This window comes from Marinobacter santoriniensis NKSG1 (genome assembly GCF_000347775.1).
In the GTDB taxonomy this organism is placed as follows: Bacteria; Pseudomonadota; Gammaproteobacteria; order Pseudomonadales; family Oleiphilaceae; genus Marinobacter; species Marinobacter santoriniensis.
The window spans coordinates 227,513-246,608 of sequence record NZ_APAT01000022.1 but is presented as its reverse complement, the minus strand read 5'-3'; the positions used below and the strand labels follow the sequence as shown (position 1 = coordinate 246,608).

Genomic DNA, 19,096 nt, shown 5'->3' with positions numbered 1-19,096 from the left:
TCCTTATCGGTCTTTGGTGAGCCAGTAGGAGAGCAGTACGGGAAGCATGGTCAATAGCATGACCAGCAGTGCCACCACGTTGGTGATGGGCACATCACGCGGTCGGGATAGCTGGTTGAGCAACCACAGTGGAAGGGTTGGCTCATGACCGGCAGTGAAGATCGTCACAATCAACTCATCGAAGGATAATGCGAATGCCAATAGACCACCGGCAAACAGCGACGCTCCCAGGTTGGGCAAAATGACATGCCAGAAAGTCTGCAAGGCGGTTGCCCCGAGATCATAGGATGCCTCGACGATGTTGAATGAAATACGGCGTAGCCGGGCGACAACATTGTTGTAGACAATCACGACACAGAAGGTTGCATGCCCGATGGTGATAGTGGCCATGCCCGGGGTAATGCCGGCTGATTTGAAGGTACTCAACAGCGAGAGGCCGGTGACAATGCCCGGCAGCGCGATTGGCAGGATCAGGATCAGCGTGAAAACATTCTTCCCCGGGAAATTGTTGCGGTAGAGCGCGAGCGCTGCCAGCGATCCCAGCAACAGGGCGATCAGCGTGGATATCGCCGCAATCTGCAGGGAAAAGCCGATCGCCTGAAAAATGTCATCACGCTCAGCAGCCTTGAAGAACCACTCGACCGTGAACCCTTTGGGCGGGAAGGAGAACGCCGATTCCTCCGTGTTGAAGGCGTAGATCAGGATGATCAGGATCGGAAAGTACAGAAAGCAGATACCCGCCAGGGCAAGCCCTTTGATCAGCCAGCTCGATTTATCAGAGTGCATCGAACGCCCCCGCCCTTTTGGCAAAGTAGAGATAGACCGCGATGATCAGGATCGGTACCAGAGTGAAAGCTGCCGCCATCGGCATATTGCCGATCGAGCCTTGCTGGACGTACACCATGTTGCCAATAAACAGTCCAGGCGGACCCACCAACTGCGGAATAATGTAGTCGCCGAGCGTCAGTGAGAAAGTGAAGATGGAGCCAGCAATAACGCCCGGAATGCAGAGTGGCAGAATGACATGGCGAAATGTCTGGAAAGGGCGCGCGCCAAGGTCGCTTGACGCATCAAGCAAACTCTCTGACAACCGCTGCAGGGCTGCCTGTATCGGCAGTATCATGAACGGCAACCAGATATAGGTGAAGACCAGGAAGCGCCCCAGATTGGAGGTAGACAGCGTGTTGCCACCAATGGACGGTATATCCAGGAAGGCATTCAGCACACCGGTCAGGCCGAGGGCATCAATGATCCAGTAGGCGACACCTTCCTGCGAAAGAATAAGGGTCCAGGAATACGCCTTGACGATATAGCTCGTCCACATAGGCAGGATGACGGAGATATACAGGAACGCCTGCATCTTTCCCGAGGCGTGGCGTGTCATGTAGTAGGCCACGGGAAAAGCGATAATCGCACTGAATACCGAAACAGCCAGTGCCATGGCGGCCGTTCTGATGATGATATCCGCGTTGGCGGGCGAGAACAGGTTCCTGATGTTATCGAGGCTGAATTCCCTCACCACAGTCATGGTGAAATCATCAAAGGTATAGAAGGACTGGCTCAGCAAGTGCAGCAGTGGATAGATATAAATCACCAGAAACCAGACGGCGGGCAGGCCGAGTAGCAGTAACAGCTTCAGGCGCGGCCGGTTGAAGAGGGCTCCCGATTTGCTGGCGATAGCACGGTTTTTGGCGGTAGCGGGCATCATGTAGCCGGTTCCTCCAGCCTCACCATATCCGCACGATCCCAGCTGATGCTGACCGGCTGCCCGCCCAGCGAGCTGCGATCAAAGGCATAGGGAGGCTGGACAAGTACCGTCCGGTGGTTGGGGAGCCGGATTTCAATTTTGGTTACGGCTCCCTGGTAAAAGATTTCTGACACCTGGCCCTGCAGTGTCATATCACCCTGGTCGCTGTTGAGACGGATTTTTTCCGGACGCAGTGCGAAAACCTGAGGACCGTCGATCAAGTCGGGAAGCAGGGTGTTATCAATGATGTTTGCCGTTCCCATAAAGTCAGCAACAAAGCGGGTTTTCGGTGACTCGTAAAGTGTTTCGGGGGTGCTGACCTGTTCTATACGACCCTGGTTGAATACCGCGATCCGGTCCGACATGGACAGGGCTTCTCCCTGATCATGTGTAACGAAGACGAAAGTGATACCCAGCTGTTTCTGCAGGGCTTTGAGTTCTCCCTGCATTTGTTCGCGGAGTTTTAAATCCAGGGCACCCAGCGGTTCATCCAGCAACAACACCTTAGGTTGGTTCACCAATGCCCGTGCCAGTGCCACACGTTGCTGTTGCCCACCTGACAACTGGTTGGGTCTGCGATTGGCGACGTGAGCCAGATCCACCAGTTTCAGCGCATCCTTGACCCGTATTGCACGGTCTTTGCGTCGAACCCCTTTGACCATCAACCCGTAACCGACGTTGTCTTCAATGGTCATATGAGGAAACAGGGCATAGTCCTGGAAGACCGTATTCACGTTGCGCTTGAACGGAGGAAGCCACGTGGCATCTTCCCCGTTGATGTAGATGGTGCCCGATGTCGGCTGCTCAAATCCCGCCATCAGGCGAAGGCAGGTCGTCTTTCCTGAGCCGGAGGGCCCGAGCATGGAAAAGAACTCACCTTCCTTCACGGTAATAGACACATCATCAACGGCCTTAACATCGCCAAAGTGACGTTTCACATTCTCAAAGATCACTGACATAGATGACCCGGATTTCTGGAGTTGACGTCAATGAGCCTGTCCCCGTTGCACACAGGAACAGGCTCCCGGGAGGAAGCGCTAGCGGCCGCCCATGATGGCGATATAATCCTGGGTCCAGCGACTGTAGGACACACAGTCATTGCTACCGTTGCACTGGGATCTCGGGGTCTTCCAGAACGAGACCTGTTCGAAATGATCCGCGCCGTTGGCCTTGCAACCGTCCTTACCCAGCAGGTCGTTGTTCTCACAAGCAGCGGGCACAGCGGGTACGGACCCGAACCAGGACGCCAGGTCACCCTGCAACTTGGGCGTGATTGACCAGTTCAGCCAGGCATAGGCGCACTCAGGATGCTCAGCATCCGTGGCCATCATTGTGGTATCCGCCCATCCGGTAACGCCTTCCTTGGGGAAGCTTGTCGCAATGGGCTGGCCTTCCGCTTTCAGGGCATTGGCCTGGAAGGGCCAGGCGCTGGAGGCAACAACACCTTCATTCTTGAAATCACTCATTTGCACGTTGTAGTCGTGCCAGTAACGATGCAGGAGATCGTGCTGTTTTCGCAGTACCGCCAGTACTGCCTGATACTGCTCGTCATTCAGTTCGTACGGGTCGGTGATGCCGAGCTCAGGCCGCTTGGCTTTGAGGTAAAGTGCAGCGTCAGCGATGTAGATCGGTCCATCGTAGGCCTGAACCCTGCCCTCGTTGGATTTGCCGTCCGGGAGGGTCATGGGTTCAAAGACCACATTCCAGCTATCCGGCGGCGTAGGAAATACATTGGTGTTGTACATCAACAGGTTGGGGCCCCACTGGAACGGCACGCCGTAATGTTCGCCGTTGATGGTGAACCAGGCACCGTCTTGCAAGCGGGGATCGATCGAGTTCCAGGCATCTATTCTGCTGATATCGATAGGCTGGACGCGTTTGCCATAGATCAGACGAAGCGAGGCATCCCCCGATGCGGTGACCAGATCATAGCCGCCTTTGGCCATCAGACTGACCATTTCGTCAGAAGTCGCTGCTGTCTTTACGTTAACCGAGCAGCCGGTGTTTTGTTCAAACTGGGTCACCCAGTCGTAATTGGGGTCTGTATCCCCGCGTTCGATGTACCCGGGCCAGGCCACAATATTGACCTGACCTTCCAGGCCCTCCGCAGCATGGGTGCTGGCACAAATAAGGGTGAGGGAAAGCGCCGCTAGTTTCAGATTCGTTATTTTCATTTCCGATACCTGTCGTCTTGGTGAACCGCGTTGTTGGCACAACGTAATTGACTTGTTATTAAAGGTTCTTTTTTCTCTATTCCCTTCTAAAGCTTATTCAGCAATCACGAGGCATAGCCAATACAAAATAGAGAAGCCTGCCATTGAAAAAATCGATATCTCACTGAATAATGACTAATCTGTAACCAGTTATCAGGGTGCGGGGCCGGCCATAACCGAGACCGTGCAGGAGCATGGCGCCATGTTTTCGTTCAGGCAGATTCATTATTTCATTGCAGTGGCAGAGACCGGCTCAGTGTCATCGGCAGCCAATGCCGTGCATATTTCCCAATCGACACTCACAACCGCCATCAAACAGCTTGAGGACGATGTCGGCGTAAGCCTGTTCGTTCGACATTCCAAGGGCATGGAGCTCACCCATTCCGGCCATCAGTTTCTGCGCCAGGCCTACCAGATCATGTCGGCGGTGGAGAATGCGAAGCGAAGCCTTACCGAAGCGACCGACGAAGTCACCGGAACCCTCAATATTGGGGTGACAAGTCTGGTATCAGGTTACTACCTCGCTGATCTTCTCTCCGATTTCAAGAAGGTCTATGGCAACGTTGATCTGCGCGTTTTCGAGGATGATCGTTCCTATATTGAACATTTGCTGGTCAATGGAGAGCTGGACGTAGGAGTACTGATTCTCTCCAAGATCGAGAACCATAAGGCGCTCAACACTGAAGTCCTGACCTATTCCCGTTACCGGGCGTGGTTACCCCCAAACCATCCTCTGTTGCTGGAAGAATCCATCAGCATGGAGCAATTGTTGCGGGAACCTCAGATCCTGCTCAGGGTTGATGACCTCAGCGATCAGATCCGGAGCCTGTGGCGCGGCTTTTCGCTGCCGCCGGAGATCGCTATTCAGAGTGGATCTGTAGAAGCTGTGCGAAGCCTGGTTTACGCAGGGATGGGGGTTGCTCTGATGCCGGATATGACCTATCGCCCATGGTCACTGGAGGGCGATCGTGTTGAAGCGCGGCAGATCATTGATCTATCCGATACGCTGGACATTGGACTGGCCTGGCGCCGAGGCGGCCATCGCAATACATTGGTTGAATATTTTGTGTCGGTGGCGCGGGAGCAACTACCGCCCGCTTCAGGATCGGCCTTGTCAATATAGAGAGTGGCTCTTAATGATGGATGCTTTACCCACAGAATTGCTGATCGGCGGCCAGCTTCGTATTGGCCAGGGTGCAGCAGAAACCATCTATGACCCCCGGACAGCTCAATCGCTTGGCGCAGTATCTGAGGCCTCGGCCGACCAGGTCGATGACGCCATCGCACAGGCGAGCGATGCTTTTCACGCCTGGTCACGAATGGCCATCAATGAACGCGCCAGATTATTGCTGTCCATTGCGGAAGCCATAGAGCAGTCAAAACCATGGCTTGCAGAACTGGAGTCAATCAATTGTGGCAAGAATTCCCACCAGGCGCTGGGTGAGGAAATCCCGGCCGCTGCGGACACTTTTCGTTACTATGCGGGCCTGATTCGCAATCAGGCGGCACCCGTGGCCCAGGAGTATTGCAAGGGACAAACCAGTTTCGTGCGCCGGGCACCTGTTGGCGTCGTTGTCGCCATCGCACCATGGAATTACCCCCTCATGATGGCGTCCTGGAAAATTGCTCCGGCTCTGGCCGCAGGCAACACCGTTGTTTTCAAACCATCCGAACTCACGCCCTATACGGCGCTTGCTCTGGGCCGGTTGATTGCGTCGGTTTTGCCAGCGGGCGTACTCAATATTGTCACTGGACGGGGTGAGAGCGTAGGCCGCCAGCTAATTGCCGATTCCCGGGTCCGCATGGTTTCTCTTACCGGCGGCACACCAACGGGTCAGAAGATCCTCCAGGCTGCCTATAAAAGCGTCAAGCGAACCCACCTGGAACTCGGCGGCAAGGCGCCGGTGGTTGTCCTCGACGATGCCGATATTGAGCAGACTGTAGCCGGCGTTGCTCGCTACGGCTATTACAATGCGGGACAGGATTGCACTGCTGCCTGTCGCGTTTATGTTGAAAAAGGTATTTATGACCAGTTTGTTGAAATGCTGTCGGAGCGAGTTCGCGGACTCCAATTCGGGGTTTCGCGGGAGCAGGATGATGTGGGTCCGTTGATCAGTGATCGTCAACGCAACAGTATTGCCAGTTTCGTGGAACGGGCCAGGGAACAATCCCATATCGATGTCGTAGTGGGAGGATATGTTCCCGATCGTGACGGCTATTTTTATGCGCCAACCCTGATTGTCGGCGCTAGACAATCTGATGAAATCGTTCAGTCCGAGGTCTTCGGGCCAGTGGTGTCTGTCACCTGCTGTGATGATGAACAACAAGCCATATACTGGGCAAATAACTCAGAATATGGTCTCGCATCTTCGGTCTGGTCGGGCGATATTGGCCGCGCGATGCGTGTGGCTTCGGAGCTGGAATATGGTGCAACCTGGATCAACAACCACTTCCTGCTTGCCAGCGAAATGCCGCACGGTGGATTAAGGGCATCCGGATACGGGAACGATCTCTCGGCATTTGCTCTGGATGATTACTCTGTCCTGCGGCATATTATGATTTCGCACTGACAGATGGCTGTTTTAAGGGAAAGATAATCAAATCCTGACGAACAGCAATTGACCACTCAGCAGGGGGTGTGAGACAGGTCTGGAGCGGGTGAAGGGAATCGAACCCTCGTCGTAGGCTTGGGAAGCCTCTGCTCTACCATTGAGCTACACCCGCATTTACTGTCGCTGCGAGAGAAATATAAGCGCTCGGGCCCAGTATGGGCAAGCGTTGTCTGGAGATTGAATGGATCCAACCCTCACCCTTGTCGGCGCCCTGATGCTGGTGATCAGCATTGTGCTCAGCCCCCTGTCCAGTCGCGTCGGCATGCCGGTGCTGCTGATTTTCCTGATCGTGGGCATGGTCATGGGCGAGGACGGCCCCGGCGGCATCAAGTTCGACAATTTTGAACTGGCCTTCGTGATCGCCAACCTTGCCCTCGGCGTCATCCTGCTCGACGGGGGTATGCGCACCCGGGCCGAAACCTTCCGGGTCGGGCTGAGGCCGGCCCTGGTCCTGGCCAGTGTCGGGGTTTTCATGACCGCCGCGGGCGCCGCGGTGGTCGCTCACTGGGCCTTCGACCTGGACTGGCTGACCGCCCTGCTGATCGGCGCGATTATTTCCTCTACCGATGCCGCGGCCGTTTTCTCGCTGCTGCAGGGTCGGGGCCTGCATCTCAACGAACGGGTCAGCGCCACTCTGGAAATCGAATCCGGCAGCAACGATCCGATGGCCATCTTCCTGACCCTGATGCTGGTTGCGCTGATTGGCAATCACGGTGACGGTGCCACCTGGTCTGCGTTGATGATGCTGGTCAAACAGTTCGGCATTGGCGGGGTGGCCGGGATTGTAGGCGGCTATGCGGTGGTGGAACTGGCCAACCGGATTCGTCTGACGCCGTCCCTGTATCCCCTGCTGGTGGCCGCCGCCGGCATTTCGGTGTTTTCGGCGACCAACGCCCTGGGCGGAAGCGGTTTTCTCGCGATTTATCTGACCGGGGTGGTCATCGGTAACCGCCCGGTCCGGATGATGCCCATGATCCTGCAGGTTCACGATGGCCTCGCCTGGCTGGCGCAGCTCTGCCTGTTCCTGATGCTCGGCCTGCTGGTGACACCCTCGGAATTGCTGCCGCTCGCCGGTAGCGGCCTGGTGCTGGCACTGGCCCTGATCTTCGTCATCCGTCCGGTGACCGTTCTGGCCACGCTCTGGCCATTCGGATTCAAACCCCGCGAACTGGGCTTTATCAGCTGGGTGGGGCTCAGGGGCGCGGTGCCGATCGTGCTCGCGCTGTTTCCGATCATCGCCGGTCTCCCCGACTCCCAACTGATCTTCCACGCTGCGTTCTTCATCGTACTGGTGTCCCTGATTGTCCAGGGCACGACCATGGCTCCGCTTGCCCGCAAGATGCGACTGGAGGTGCCCGCGGGCGATGATCCGTTCCGGCGCCTGCCCCTGGATGCACCGGCAGCCGGGGACCATGAACTGATGCTGTTCCCCCTGCGCGGCAAGAACTGGGAGACCCCGAGAAAGCTCAGCCAGATGCGCTTTCCGGAGCACACGGCGGTGGCCGGCGTGTTCCGTAACCGGGTATGCCTGCAACCGAAAGCGGACCTCGAAGTGTCCAGTGGCGACATGGTGGCCATGTTCGCCACCCCTGCCGTCCTGCCGGATCTTGGCAAGGCTCTCAGTGGCCGTCATGCACCGGAATATTTGGCCGAACGGGCCTTTTTCGGGGATTTCGTACTCAACGGCGACGCTCTGCTGGGGGATGTGGAACAGGTTTACGGCATCGAGTTTGACGAACTGGCTCCGGAGATCACCCTGGCGGAATGCTTTTCCCGGCGCACCAAAGGGCATCCCGTCGTTGGTGATACGGTCACGCTCGGCCCGGTCACCCTGGTGGCCCGCGCGACCGAGGCTGACCGGGTTACAAAAGTGGGCCTGAAGATGGACAGTTCACAAAATGTTTGATGGAAGAACGACATGGCCAAAAAACGTAACAGAACCCCTTAACAGGCCGGCGTGAGCCTGTGATATAAAGGGCCTGAAAAGATGAATCTTTGGTAAGTCAGAGTTATGGGCCTCCGCAAACACATTTTCCTCTCCCTGATCATCAGCCTCACGTTCTGGTCGTTGCCGGCGGCTTCCGCAGATCTGATCGCCAGGGCCGATTCCCGTATGCCGGCCAAAGCCGGCACCGTTGACATTACCCAGGTGGTGGTAAAAAAGGGCGAACGCCGCCTGTACCTGATGGCCAATGACAAGATCATCCACAGTTACCGCATTTCCCTGGGAGACAATCCGCAAGGCCATAAACTGTACGAGGGTGACGAGAGAACACCGGAAGGCGAGTACACCCTGGACTGGCGAAACGTCCACAGTGACTTCTACAAATCCATCCACATCTCCTATCCAAGTGCCCACGACCGGGAGCTGGCGCGGGCCTGGGGGCTGGATCCGGGTGGCAGCATCATGATTCATGGCCTGCCGAATAATGCCGGCGACATGGCCTTTGCCTTCGAGGGGCTTGACTGGACGGATGGCTGCATCGCGGTCAACAACAAGGCCATGGATGAGATCTGGCAACTGGTTTCCAATGGAACCCCGATCCGCATTTTGCCGTGAAGAGAAATGACGCAACGATTAAGTTGCTGTCATAGGGAATAAAAATTTACCTATACTGAGTTAACATTTCGCCGGTGTGTGATTTACACTGTTTTACGATTCGGTGGAAAACATCCATCGGAGCCGGTTAATCAGGAAGTGGTCTATACTGACTTCCGGAACTCAGGAAATAACTCGACCAATAAGGGGATTTACCATGCGTAAACTGACGATCGCCGGGTTTGCACTGGCCACTGCCATGACTGCAGGTTGTGCCACCACCGACCAGGGCGCCATCGACGAAGCAAACGCAACTGCCAGCTCCGCCGAGCAGACCGCTGAAAACGCAATGAACACTGCGAACAGCGCTGCAAGCTCTGCACGCACTGCCCAGCAGACTGCTGAAGAAGCTCTGGCCGCTGCCCGTGCAGCCCAGAAGGCCGCTGACGAGGCCAACGAGCGCGCCAAGCGCATGCTGCAGACTTCCAGCCAGAAGTAAGGCCTGGAAGACCAGTAGAAAAGGCCGGTCAGTCCGGCCTTTTTTTGTGCCCGAATTCCCGGTCAGGCGTCTTTTTCGGTGGCAGTGCCCTTGCCACTCGCCGGTTTTTGCATGAACGGCCGGAGCAGATCCATCGGCATCGGGAACATGATGGTCGAGGCATTGGTGCCGCTCATGTCCGCCATGGTTTGCAGATAGCGCAGTTGCATGGCCCCTGAATCGGCGGACATCACCTGAGCGGCTTCCACCAGTTTCTTCGACGCCTGCAGCTCACCCTCGGCATGTATGACCTTGGCCCGCCGCTCCCGCTCAGCTTCGGCCTGACGGGCAATGGCGCGGATCATGGATTCGTTCAGGTCGACGTGTTTGATTTCCACATTGGCAACCTTGATACCCCACTCCTCGGTCTGGGAATCGATGATTTCCTGAATATCCGCATTGAGCTTGTCCCGCTCCGACAGCATCTCGTCCAGATCGTGCTTGCCGAGGACTGAACGAAGGGTGGTCTGAGCCAGCTGACTGGTGGCCGAGTTGTAGTCCTCAACCCGAATGATGGCCCTTTCAGGATCGACCACCCGGAAATACAGCACCGCGTTCACGCGAACCGTCACGTTATCCTTGGAAATGACGTCCTGGCTGGGCACATCCAGCACAATCACCCGGAGATCCACGCGCACAATCTGCTGGATGCCGGGGATCACTATAATCAGCCCGGGGCCCTTAACCCCCTGAAAGCGGCCGAGGAAAAACACCACACCACGTTCATACTCGGGCAGGATCTTGATGGCTGACACCAGAATCAGCAGCAGAATCACCGCCGGTGCCAGATAGGGAATCAGATTGCCGATCATAGGGTCTCTCCTTGTTCACACAGAACACATGAACGCCGGGTCAGTCAGCCTCCTGAATAACCTCGACGGTTACCGTCAATCCATCGATGCCGGTCACCCGGATCGGGTCCCCGGCCGCCACCGGCGTGGAACTCCGCGCCTTCCAGCGCTCACCGCTGATTCGCACATGGCCTGCGTAATGACCATGAGCGGCGGAAAACTCATCCAGGGCGGTACCTTGCTCGTGAACGATCTGCTCGGCGCCAATCACCGGATGCTTCTTGCGGAGCCCCATGAAGCGGGTCACCGTCCACAATATGAAGCCCGCGGCCACCAGCGCCGTTCCTCCCACGGTTGGCAGGGAGATGTCCCGGTGGGTGCCATCCATCAGGATGACCGAGCCGGCAACAAACGCCACGATGCCACCAATCCCCAGGATTCCGAAGCTGGGCACGAATGCCTCTCCGACGATAAAGGCCAGACCGAGTAACACCAACGCCAGACCGGCGTAATTCACCGACAGCACCTGGAAGGCAAACAGGGCAAGCACCAGGCAGATCGCTCCGATCACACCGGGAAAGATGGCGCCGGGACTGGCCAGCTCGAAAATGATGCCGTAGAAACCGATGATCATCAGGAAATAGGCAACATTGGGATCGGTAATCACCGACAGCAGACGGGTCCGCCAGTCCGGCTCCGCCCTCACCAGCTCCAAGCCCGCGGTATGGAGCACCCGGTCACCGGTTGCCAGAGTCACGGTGCGGCCGTCGATACTGGCAAGCAAGGCCGTCATGTCAGGGGCCACGACATCAATCACATTCTGTTCCAGTGCCTCTTTGGCACCCAGGTTGACGGCATCCCGCACCGCCGCTTCGGCCCAGTCTGCATTGCGCCCGTGGCGATCCGCCAGGCCCCGGATGTAGCTCACCGCATCTTCCAGGATTTTGCGCTCCATGGCGGTCTTTCCGTCGCTGCCTCCCTGTTCCTGATCGGCCGGGGTACCCGGGTCGGTTCCGGGCAACCCGCCCATCTGGACCGGTGTCGCCGAACCCAGGTGAGTTGCCGGGGCCATCGCGGCAATGTGGCTGGCGTAGAGGATATAGGTGCCGGCGCTGGCGGCTCTGGCTCCCTGGGGCGACACGTAGGTGGCCACCGGAACCTCGGAAGACAGGATGGTCTTGTTGATGCCCCGCATGGATTCCATGAGGCCGCCCGGGGTATCCATCCGGAGCACCACCAGCGCCATGTTGGCCGATTCGGCGCGCCGTATACCCCGGGTCACATAATCCATGGTCGCCGGACCGATGGCACCCTCAACATTCAGGACCAACGCCTGACGGGGACCGGATTGGGCGGACAGATCCTGGAACAGCGACCAACCAGCCAGGAGCACTCCGAGGAGGGCAACCAGCGCAAAGGCGAGACGCCTCCCGGGGGATCTGGATCTGGCCAACGGCATTCCTTGCATGGCACGTCTCCGCGGTCGTCAGAAAATTTTTGCCAGCATCGACTCCGGCAAACGCCTCAGAATGAAACCGATCGGCGTCCAGGGCCAGCCTGGCACGAAACACTCACTGCGCCCCGATTCGATGGCTTTCACCATGGCCCGGCAGCCGGTTTCGGCGTCCACGATGAACGGGGTATTCTTCACTTTTTCGTTGATCTCGGTACGAATATAGCCCGGATACAGCGTAGTTACCCGGATCGGTGAGCCGGATTTCTTCAGTTCGACCCGCAAACCTTCGGAAAGTGCCGCCAGACCGGATTTGGTCGCGGCATAGGTGGTGACGTTCCCGGGAAGCCCTCGAACGGCCGTCACCGAAGACACCGTCACCAGATGACCCCGGTTCTGTTCCCGGAAAATCTCCATCGCCGCTTCCATCTGGGCCAGCGCCGCCACGAAATTGGTTTCGGCGGTCTGCAGGTTGGCCCGGAATTTTCCGGTGCCGAGGGGCTGCCCCTTGCCGATCCCGGCGTTGACGATGATCCGGTCGAGGGTGCCGAACTCATCGCGGAACGCGCGGAACACATCGAAGACCTGATCGTGATTGTTCACGTCCAGCGCACGGACACTGACCGTCAGCCCCGGGTAACGCCCCTGCAACTCCTCTTTCAGGGCATCCAGACGCTCGGTCCGTCGGGCGCACAGCGCGAGGTTATCACCACGGGCTGCAAATTCCCGGGCCATACCTTCGCCGAGGCCGGAACTGGCTCCGGTGATCATAATGGTGCGACTCATGGATTCTCCTCATTATCGTTATTGTGTCCGTCACCCGCACCGGGCCTCAGAAATACAGTTCAGACCCGCCATCGGATTTTTCCGCCTTTTTCGGCGTTTTTTTCTCGGCCGTGTCATCCGCCGCCATACGCGCGACCTGCTCGCCGATCATGGTGGGAATACCGGCTCCCTGGTCGACCGCCAGCTCGATCGCTCGCCGCTTCATCTCCACACCGGGATGTTTTTTCCGGAATGCTTCGACTTCCTCGGTGACCTTCTGCCAGAGCAGATCCCGTTCTTCCTGTGGGTATTTCTCGTGCGGGCGGTGAACCTCCAGCCAGACCTCACCTTCCGACATCCCGATCTTGACGGGATCGCGCACGATCTGGACCGGCGTGCCCTTGTCCACCTGGTAGACGAAGCGGGAAATGTCCTCGTTGTACATCCGGAAACAACCATGGCTGACCGGCGTACCGACGCCGAACTTCTTGTTGGTGCCATGAATCAGGTAACCCTTCTCGCTGAGCAGCAGCGCGTGCGTACCCAGCGGGTTGTCCGGTCCCGGCGGAATCATTTTGGGCAGATACCCGCCGGAGGCCTCGGCCGCCGCACGGATACTTTTGGGCGGGTACCAGGCGGGCGATTCCAGGGGCATGGTCACTTTGGCATCGGTCAGCGGTGAGGGATTCTCGTCGGTGCCCACGCCTACCGGATACACCTGAACGTCACCATCGTCCGTGAAATAGTAGAGCCGGTATTCCGCCAGATTGATCACAATGCCTTTTCGCCGGAAGTCGTCCGGAATCACATACTGCCGCGGCAGGGTAATGGTGGTTCCTTCACCGGGCAGCCAGGGATCCACGCCGGGATTGGCCTTGACCAGCTCCAGGTACCCCAGCGCCAGTCGGCTGCCGATCGACGCGAACGTATCCTCATAATGTGTCTTGAACGACTGCAGGTGGCCGGCCAGATCGCCGTCAATGCGGAAGGTCGGTACCCGCGGCGTGCGATCCGGTTCGGACTGGGCCGACGCAGCATCCTGCTCCTGTTTTTGCTCCTTGGGAGGCGTGGCCTGGGCCAGCGGCGATACCAGCGCCAGAAAAACCAGGCATTTCCAGAAATGTCCAAACTGCATAATGTCGTTCCGAAATCTCTCGTTCTCGCAACCCATGACAGTGGGTGTGCTCAGGAGTTCACCACGGTGGTCCAGACGGTGACCACGGCGAGGATCGCAAACAGGATGCTGGCACTGATCCGGGCCGTTGCCATCGGCATCCGCTCCATCAACCAGCGACCCGCCATGATAACCGGTATGTTGGCCAGCAACATCCCCACGGTGGTTCCCATGATAACCCATAACGTCGCATCGAATTTGGCCGCCAGGACCACGGTCGCGACCTGGGTCTTGTCGCCAATCTCCGCCAGGAAGAACATGATGGTCGTGGCCATGAAGGCGCCCATGCCCAGGAACTTGGAGTCTTCACTGTCGTCCTTGTCCGGCACCAGCAACCACAGCGCGATGGCAACGAAACTCACCGCCAGTATCCAGGGCAGCCACGCATCGGGAATCCACCTGGCCACCCAGGCACCGAACCATGCGGAAAGGGCGTGATTAAGAATGGTGGAGATCAGAATGCCCAGGATGATCGGCAGCCGGGTGGCGTAACGGGCAACCAGAAACAGGGACAGCAGTTGCGTCTTGTCACCGATTTCGGCAATGGCAACGGCGGCCGTCGAGGCGAGGAATGCGTCCATGAAGATTACAGCTCCAGGGCGGAAAGTCAGACATGAGACAGCGCACCTTCCGCCCTTTGGAGGTGATCTGCCTCAGGTCTTGCCAGACCCGCAACGATACAATGCGGGACACGATGACCATGGAGATTGAGCTCCAAGTATGTTGACCATCGTCCGGCCGACGATATTCGACGGCACGGAGGCTACTCCCCTGAAGGAGGGGCTATGCTAGCCAATTACCCTGAAGCGCGCAACCGACCTCAGGCGCGCATTCGCCAGACCGGAACCACCGCGAGCGCAACGAAGGCCGCGACCAGCCACCAGGCATTGTGGAAGGCATCAATGGTGGGCAGTCCATCGCTGTGCTCGCCGAACTCGACCGTCAACGCAACGATGTTCACCCCGAACGCGCCACCCAGTTGCCGGGTGAAATTGATGGTACTGGACGCTGCGCCCAGCTGTTCCGGCGCCAGGGGATTCAGGGCACCGGTCGACAGCGCCGGCAACATGAATCCGATACCGATGCGGCCGAGGATGGTCCAGAACGCCAGCCAGCCAAACGCCAGACTCTTGTCGGAGATGGCGAACAGCGTCGCCGAGATGGCAAACATCACGATCCCGAAAACCACAAGACTGCGGGCACTCTGCCGGTCCGCCAGCCGACCGGCCAGCGGAAAGGTCATCCCCAGAACGATGCCTGCGGGCAGCATCAGCAGTCCGGCTTCCGTGGCGGAGAAGGCCAGCGAGGTCTGGACAAACAGGGGCACCAGATAGGTCGACCCGAACAGGGCAAGCCCGAGAGCCATGGCACCCAGATTGGCATTACGGAAAGAGGGCATGCGCAACAGCGCGAGATTGACCAGCGGGTGCCGGGTCGATCGCTCCCGAATCACGAAGAGCGTCAGCAGCACCAGCACGACAATGGCCTGAACACCGATCCGCCACTCCTGCCCCGCCAGCTCCTGCAGGCGATTCAGGGTATCCAGAGCCAGCCCGATGGTGGCACCCAGGAGCAGCAGCCCCGGCGTATCAAATCGGTAGGGTTCCGGGCGGGAAGGCGGGAGCGGCAGGAAGCGCCACGCCATCAGCACGCCGATGAGCGTCACCGGGGCAGGTGCGAACATGACATAACGCCAGTTCATCTCATCCACCAGGAACCCACCCAACACCGGCCCCAGGGCCGGCGCCAGAATCACGCCCATGCCGTAGATGCCCATCGCCTGGCCCCGGCGCTCCCGGGGAAAAATCCGAAACACCAGGTACATGCCCATGGGCTGCATCAACCCGGCCATCGCTCCCTGGCCCACCCGGGCCGCGATCAGCTGCGCCGGCGAATCGGCAAAACCACCGACAATGGATATGACGGTGAATACCGTCATGGCACAGGCGAGAGTCTTGCGAACGCCAAAATGGTCCAGCAGCCAGGACGACGCCAGCATGGTAGTGGTCATGGCCGCGATAAACCCGGTGGCCAGCCAGTGCACCTGTCCCTGGCGGATGCCGAATTCGACCATGATGTCGTGCAGCGCAACATTCACGACGGTGGCACTGAGCACCGTCGCCATGGTGCCCAGCATCACCGTGATCACCGCCAGCCAGCGCCAGCGTTCGCCGTATCGGGCTCGGAGCCCCTCTACCGTATTATCCGACAGGTCCGGGCTCCGTTATGATTTCTGCTTTTCCGCATTTTCCATGATCTTGTGGAAAACACGCAGGCTCACCTCGATGTCCTCATCGCTGACACCATCAAGCATTTCCTCACGCAACCTCGCCGCTCGCTCGGACAGGTCGTCCATAAAGGAACGGCCGGCATCGGTCAGGTGCAGACGGCGGGCCCGACGATCGTTGGGGCAGGGACGGCGCTCGATCAGCCCCTGCTGTTCCAGGCTGTCGAGCAGACGTACGAGCGTCGGGTTCTCGATGGCCATCAGGCTGGCCAGTTCTCTCTGAGTCAGGCCTTCACCACCCTGCTGCAGGTACACCATGGTGCTCCAGCGAGCCTGGGTAACGCCCAGATCCTTCAAACGCTCATCCAGCATCTTGCGCCAGCGACGTGTAACCCGTGCCACCGCGAATGGAAACTGTTCTCTCATGAACTATCGCTCCTTTCCGAGAGGAAATGACTGTCAGTGCGGTCCGTACCGCAACAAAGCCTATGCTTACATTATCAGATAGCTACCAATAGTATGCTAACCATTGAAAAAAAACAGATGCCGATACAAAAATATCACCTTACGATCCGTTTATCTGGCCTGCTCGGCCTCTTGCGCCATGGTGTACGCTTCCGGAGACTGATGAAAGTCCTCGTTACGCGGATCCAGCTCGGTGAGCACCGGAGAGGACTCCGGCATGGCCGGCACGAAATGTTCCTGATCGGCGACAGCGACATCTTCCGTATGGCTGATCCGGTAACTGGTAATAACCGCCAGCAGGATCAGAACGATAGCATCACCCAGGAACAGCCCCCGGGGACCGACCACACCGATCAGTTCGGCGAGGACAATGGGGCCGATGACACTGCCAACGCCGTAACTCAGCAGAAGCGTCGCGCTGGCAGATACGATCCGGGAACTTTCCATCCGGTCGTTGGTGATCGCCACGGCAATCGGGTAGACGGTCGCCGACAGGCCGGTAAACACACCGACCAGCAGGGTCAGAAGCCACAGGTTCAATGCGCCAAGCAGTCCGACTGCACCGGCAGCCGCCGCCCCCGTCAGCGCTACCCAGAACATAACGCGCCGACGATCGAAACGGTCGCAGAGCCGGCCCAGAGGCCAGGCCAGAATCATGGCGGCCACAATGGCACTGGCCATGAACGTGGAGGTGCGGGCCACATCCAGCCCGGTGAGCGTGGCGTAGACCGGACCGAGGGCATAGAAGCCGCCGATCAGGATACCGCAGATCAGGGCACCCGCTACGCCGGTGAAGGACTCCCGCGCGAGGACAAAGAAAGAGAGGCGACTGACCTGCTCTATAGCCGGAGCCTCCATACGGGTCAGTGATAAAGGTACCAGCGCGAGGGTCAACAGAATCGCGGCGAGGGAGAAAGGCATGAAATTGGCCGGATCACCGACGTTCACCAGCAACTGTCCGCTGGCGGCCGACAGATAGAAAACGATCTGGTAGACGGCAAACAGGGCACCACGGTTGGCATTGGTGGCACGACTGGAAAACCAGCTTTCGATGACCACCAGCACACTGGCAACGGCAAACCCGGACAGGACCCGCAAGACCGCCCAGAACACCGTGGATACGGCCATGGGGTACATCAGGGAAACCACCGCTGCCAGTGCTGCCAATGCTGCGAAGGCGCGGATATGGCCCACCCGGCCAATGATTCGGTGCACGTAAAGCGTACCCAGCACGAATCCGATGGAATAACACACCAGCACCCAGCCAATCACATCGGGCGGAATCTGTTCAATACTCAGGCGGATGCCCAGCAGGGTCATCAGAAAAGCGTTGCCGCTTACCAGAAGCACGATACTCAGAATCAGAGCAGACAGGGAAGTGACCATACGGGTCATAACAACGGGCTCCAGAACACGTCTTACGGCAACAGTCGGATATGGAAAACAACATAGCAGCAGGAACCCGGAATTGCCGGGCACGGCATTAGAACAGCAACCGGATAGGGGCACCACTAGGCAATTGCCGATATGGAAAGGCATTCGTGCACAGAGATTGCTTTTACATGATTTTACATTATTAATGGGCCGTAACAGACCCGAACTCCGGGAGCAGGTACCATAAATTCACGTTTCCAAACGATTCCAACGAGCACCCTGGATATGAAAAAAACGGACTGGCCCATCCGCTGGGATCTGCTGCTTCGATATCGACTGATCGAAACCGTCGCTTACTGGGAAGGTCGGCTGACCACCAATCACATCTGCCACGGTTTCGGTATCGGCCGCCAGCAGGCGTCAAAGGACATCAACACCTACCTGCGCGAGCTCGCGCCAGGCAACCTGGTATACGACCGCCATCTCAAGGGTTACGTTCCTGCACCGGATTTTCGACCGGTGGTCACCAGTGGCCAGGTCAGTGAATATGTGGATTTGCTGGCTCGCCAGCAGAATCTCAGCCACACCGTGGATACCCTCAACATCGGATTGCCTGACAGCCACGTGGTCCAGGCCCCGAACCAGGCCATCTCACCCGACACCATGCGGGCGGTGGTAACCGCTACCCGGAATGGGCGGCGACTGAGAGCCAGTTATACGTCGCTGAGCCGGCCAGAACCGGTGGAAAGCATTATCGAGCCTCATACCCTGGTCTGTAACGGCGCCAACTGGCATCTGCGCGCCTGGTGCGACTCCAATCGTGAATTCCGGGATTTTGCCCTGACCCGCTTCCGTCAGGCACCGGAAGCCCTGCGCCAGCGTGCCAGACACACTCGCGACCAGGATGAGGACTGGAATCGTCAGGTTGTGCTGCTCGTAACCCCGGACCAGCGTCTGACACCACCGCAGAGAGACATCATCGCCCGGGATTACGGGATGACCGGTGGTCGCCTCGAGATCCGGACACGGGCCGCGCTGGCGCCCTACGTTCTGACGCAACTGGGTATTGCCTTTGACAACCAGCATCCGGACCCGCTGATCCAGCAACTGGAACTGGCCAATCCTGACCAGCTTGGCTTCGGCAGCCGCCGGGAGAGGGCGCTCAAGGCAGTCGCGGGCCTCTGCTGACCGGTCCGCG

The 19,096-nt window shown here is 58.2% G+C and carries 18 protein-coding genes and 1 tRNA gene; 6 read left to right on the top strand and 13 right to left on the bottom strand.

What is annotated here, in order from left to right; translation table 11 throughout:
• Positions 1-3 precede the first annotated feature (3 nt).
• The 4 genes from MSNKSG1_RS15235 to MSNKSG1_RS15220 all read right to left on the bottom strand — a co-directional run bounded on the left by MSNKSG1_RS15235 (position 4) and on the right by MSNKSG1_RS15220 (position 3,921).
• Positions 4-786, bottom strand: coding sequence for an ABC transporter permease (locus MSNKSG1_RS15235; RefSeq protein WP_008940184.1), 783 nt, complete (start codon positions 784-786; stop codon positions 4-6).
• Complete coding sequence (locus MSNKSG1_RS15230) at positions 776-1,705, bottom strand: ABC transporter permease (protein ID WP_406564602.1); 930 nt, start codon at positions 1,703-1,705, stop codon at positions 776-778. The genes MSNKSG1_RS15235 and MSNKSG1_RS15230 overlap by 11 nt, the downstream gene beginning before the upstream one ends.
• Positions 1,705-2,706: an ABC transporter ATP-binding protein gene (locus tag MSNKSG1_RS15225; RefSeq protein WP_008940182.1), complete on the bottom strand. Its 1,002-nt coding sequence runs from the start codon at positions 2,704-2,706 to the stop codon at positions 1,705-1,707. Before MSNKSG1_RS15225 ends, MSNKSG1_RS15230 begins: the two co-directional genes overlap by 1 nt.
• A 78-nt stretch (positions 2,707-2,784) precedes the next feature.
• The gene (locus MSNKSG1_RS15220) at positions 2,785-3,921 is read right to left on the bottom strand and encodes an ABC transporter substrate-binding protein (protein WP_008940181.1); all 1,137 of its coding nucleotides are present in this window, start codon (positions 3,919-3,921) and stop codon (positions 2,785-2,787) included.
• Positions 3,922-4,162: 241 nt separating this feature from the next.
• Between MSNKSG1_RS15220 and MSNKSG1_RS15215 the strand changes: the two genes are divergently transcribed.
• Both MSNKSG1_RS15215 and MSNKSG1_RS15210 read left to right on the top strand, forming a co-directional pair.
• Positions 4,163-5,083 carry a LysR family transcriptional regulator gene (locus MSNKSG1_RS15215; RefSeq protein ID WP_008940180.1) on the top strand — a complete coding sequence of 307 codons (921 nt, stop codon included), beginning with the start codon at positions 4,163-4,165 and terminating at the stop codon, positions 5,081-5,083.
• Positions 5,084-5,096: 13 nt separating this feature from the next.
• Positions 5,097-6,530, top strand: a complete 1,434-nt coding sequence (locus tag MSNKSG1_RS15210; protein WP_008940179.1) for a gamma-aminobutyraldehyde dehydrogenase — start codon at positions 5,097-5,099, stop codon at positions 6,528-6,530.
• 80 nt (positions 6,531-6,610) lie between these two features.
• On the opposite strand, the gene MSNKSG1_RS15205 is transcribed toward MSNKSG1_RS15210, so the two are convergent.
• Positions 6,611-6,684, bottom strand: a tRNA-Gly gene (locus MSNKSG1_RS15205).
• Positions 6,685-6,753: 69 nt separating this feature from the next.
• On the opposite strand from MSNKSG1_RS15205, the gene MSNKSG1_RS15200 reads away from it, so the two are divergent.
• The 3 genes from MSNKSG1_RS15200 (at position 6,754) to MSNKSG1_RS15190 (ending at position 9,610) form a co-directional block, all read left to right on the top strand.
• The gene (locus MSNKSG1_RS15200; RefSeq protein ID WP_008940178.1) at positions 6,754-8,478 is read left to right on the top strand and encodes a potassium/proton antiporter; all 1,725 of its coding nucleotides are present in this window, start codon (positions 6,754-6,756) and stop codon (positions 8,476-8,478) included.
• A 105-nt stretch (positions 8,479-8,583) separates the two neighbouring features.
• Positions 8,584-9,132, top strand: coding sequence for a L,D-transpeptidase family protein (locus tag MSNKSG1_RS15195; RefSeq protein ID WP_008940177.1), 549 nt, complete (start codon positions 8,584-8,586; stop codon positions 9,130-9,132).
• Between the two features lie 196 nt (positions 9,133-9,328).
• On the top strand, positions 9,329-9,610 hold the full coding sequence (locus MSNKSG1_RS15190; protein ID WP_008940176.1) for an Lpp/OprI family alanine-zipper lipoprotein: 282 nt from the start codon (positions 9,329-9,331) through the stop codon (positions 9,608-9,610).
• Positions 9,611-9,672: 62 nt separating this feature from the next.
• Here the strand turns inward: MSNKSG1_RS15190 and MSNKSG1_RS15185 are convergent, their stop codons facing one another.
• The 8 genes from MSNKSG1_RS15185 to MSNKSG1_RS15150 form a co-directional block, all read right to left on the bottom strand.
• Positions 9,673-10,461, bottom strand: a complete 789-nt coding sequence (locus MSNKSG1_RS15185; protein ID WP_008940175.1) for a slipin family protein — start codon at positions 10,459-10,461, stop codon at positions 9,673-9,675.
• 40 nt (positions 10,462-10,501) lie between these two features.
• Complete coding sequence (locus MSNKSG1_RS15180) at positions 10,502-11,899, bottom strand: NfeD family protein (protein ID WP_406564601.1); 1,398 nt, start codon at positions 11,897-11,899, stop codon at positions 10,502-10,504.
• Between the two features lie 27 nt (positions 11,900-11,926).
• The gene (locus MSNKSG1_RS15175; protein ID WP_008940173.1) at positions 11,927-12,679 is read right to left on the bottom strand and encodes an SDR family oxidoreductase; all 753 of its coding nucleotides are present in this window, start codon (positions 12,677-12,679) and stop codon (positions 11,927-11,929) included.
• A gap of 46 nt (positions 12,680-12,725) precedes the next feature.
• Entirely contained in the window at positions 12,726-13,793 is a 1,068-nt protein-coding gene (locus MSNKSG1_RS15170; RefSeq protein ID WP_008940172.1) for a L,D-transpeptidase family protein, read from the bottom strand.
• Positions 13,794-13,843: 50 nt separating this feature from the next.
• The gene (locus tag MSNKSG1_RS15165) at positions 13,844-14,413 is read right to left on the bottom strand and encodes a TMEM165/GDT1 family protein (protein WP_008940171.1); all 570 of its coding nucleotides are present in this window, start codon (positions 14,411-14,413) and stop codon (positions 13,844-13,846) included.
• A 239-nt stretch (positions 14,414-14,652) separates the two neighbouring features.
• Positions 14,653-16,044 carry a DHA2 family efflux MFS transporter permease subunit gene (locus MSNKSG1_RS15160; protein WP_040886969.1) on the bottom strand — a complete coding sequence of 464 codons (1,392 nt, stop codon included), beginning with the start codon at positions 16,042-16,044 and terminating at the stop codon, positions 14,653-14,655.
• A gap of 12 nt (positions 16,045-16,056) precedes the next feature.
• Positions 16,057-16,485, bottom strand: coding sequence for a MarR family transcriptional regulator (locus tag MSNKSG1_RS15155; protein WP_008940169.1), 429 nt, complete (start codon positions 16,483-16,485; stop codon positions 16,057-16,059).
• A 150-nt stretch (positions 16,486-16,635) separates the two neighbouring features.
• Positions 16,636-17,919: an MFS transporter gene (locus tag MSNKSG1_RS15150; protein ID WP_008940168.1), complete on the bottom strand. Its 1,284-nt coding sequence runs from the start codon at positions 17,917-17,919 to the stop codon at positions 16,636-16,638.
• A gap of 264 nt (positions 17,920-18,183) precedes the next feature.
• Between MSNKSG1_RS15150 and MSNKSG1_RS15145 the strand changes: the two genes are divergently transcribed.
• The gene (locus MSNKSG1_RS15145; RefSeq protein WP_008940167.1) at positions 18,184-19,086 is read left to right on the top strand and encodes a helix-turn-helix transcriptional regulator; all 903 of its coding nucleotides are present in this window, start codon (positions 18,184-18,186) and stop codon (positions 19,084-19,086) included.
• Positions 19,087-19,096 lie beyond the last annotated feature (10 nt).

Bases quoted from the DNA above. Each gene is read 5' to 3' on its own strand.
- MSNKSG1_RS15220 (WP_008940181.1), bottom strand. From the start codon at position 3,921: ATGAAAATAACGAATCTGAAACTAGCGGCGCTTTCCCTCACCCTTATT.
- MSNKSG1_RS15155 (WP_008940169.1), bottom strand. From the start codon at position 16,485: ATGAGAGAACAGTTTCCATTCGCGGTGGCACGGGTTACACGTCGCTGG.
- MSNKSG1_RS15180 (WP_406564601.1), bottom strand. From the start codon at position 11,899: ATGCCGTTGGCCAGATCCAGATCCCCCGGGAGGCGTCTCGCCTTTGCG.
- MSNKSG1_RS15215 (WP_008940180.1), top strand. From the start codon at position 4,163: ATGTTTTCGTTCAGGCAGATTCATTATTTCATTGCAGTGGCAGAGACC.
- MSNKSG1_RS15170 (WP_008940172.1), bottom strand. From the start codon at position 13,793: ATGCAGTTTGGACATTTCTGGAAATGCCTGGTTTTTCTGGCGCTGGTA.
- MSNKSG1_RS15210 (WP_008940179.1), top strand. From the start codon at position 5,097: ATGATGGATGCTTTACCCACAGAATTGCTGATCGGCGGCCAGCTTCGT.
- MSNKSG1_RS15235 (WP_008940184.1), bottom strand. From the start codon at position 786: ATGCACTCTGATAAATCGAGCTGGCTGATCAAAGGGCTTGCCCTGGCG.
- MSNKSG1_RS15165 (WP_008940171.1), bottom strand. From the start codon at position 14,413: ATGGACGCATTCCTCGCCTCGACGGCCGCCGTTGCCATTGCCGAAATC.
- MSNKSG1_RS15190 (WP_008940176.1), top strand. From the start codon at position 9,329: ATGCGTAAACTGACGATCGCCGGGTTTGCACTGGCCACTGCCATGACT.
- MSNKSG1_RS15195 (WP_008940177.1), top strand. From the start codon at position 8,584: ATGGGCCTCCGCAAACACATTTTCCTCTCCCTGATCATCAGCCTCACG.
- MSNKSG1_RS15230 (WP_406564602.1), bottom strand. From the start codon at position 1,705: ATGCCCGCTACCGCCAAAAACCGTGCTATCGCCAGCAAATCGGGAGCC.
- MSNKSG1_RS15150 (WP_008940168.1), bottom strand. From the start codon at position 17,919: ATGACCCGTATGGTCACTTCCCTGTCTGCTCTGATTCTGAGTATCGTG.
- MSNKSG1_RS15145 (WP_008940167.1), top strand. From the start codon at position 18,184: ATGAAAAAAACGGACTGGCCCATCCGCTGGGATCTGCTGCTTCGATAT.
- MSNKSG1_RS15175 (WP_008940173.1), bottom strand. From the start codon at position 12,679: ATGAGTCGCACCATTATGATCACCGGAGCCAGTTCCGGCCTCGGCGAA.
- MSNKSG1_RS15200 (WP_008940178.1), top strand. From the start codon at position 6,754: ATGGATCCAACCCTCACCCTTGTCGGCGCCCTGATGCTGGTGATCAGC.
- MSNKSG1_RS15225 (WP_008940182.1), bottom strand. From the start codon at position 2,706: ATGTCAGTGATCTTTGAGAATGTGAAACGTCACTTTGGCGATGTTAAG.
- MSNKSG1_RS15185 (WP_008940175.1), bottom strand. From the start codon at position 10,461: ATGATCGGCAATCTGATTCCCTATCTGGCACCGGCGGTGATTCTGCTG.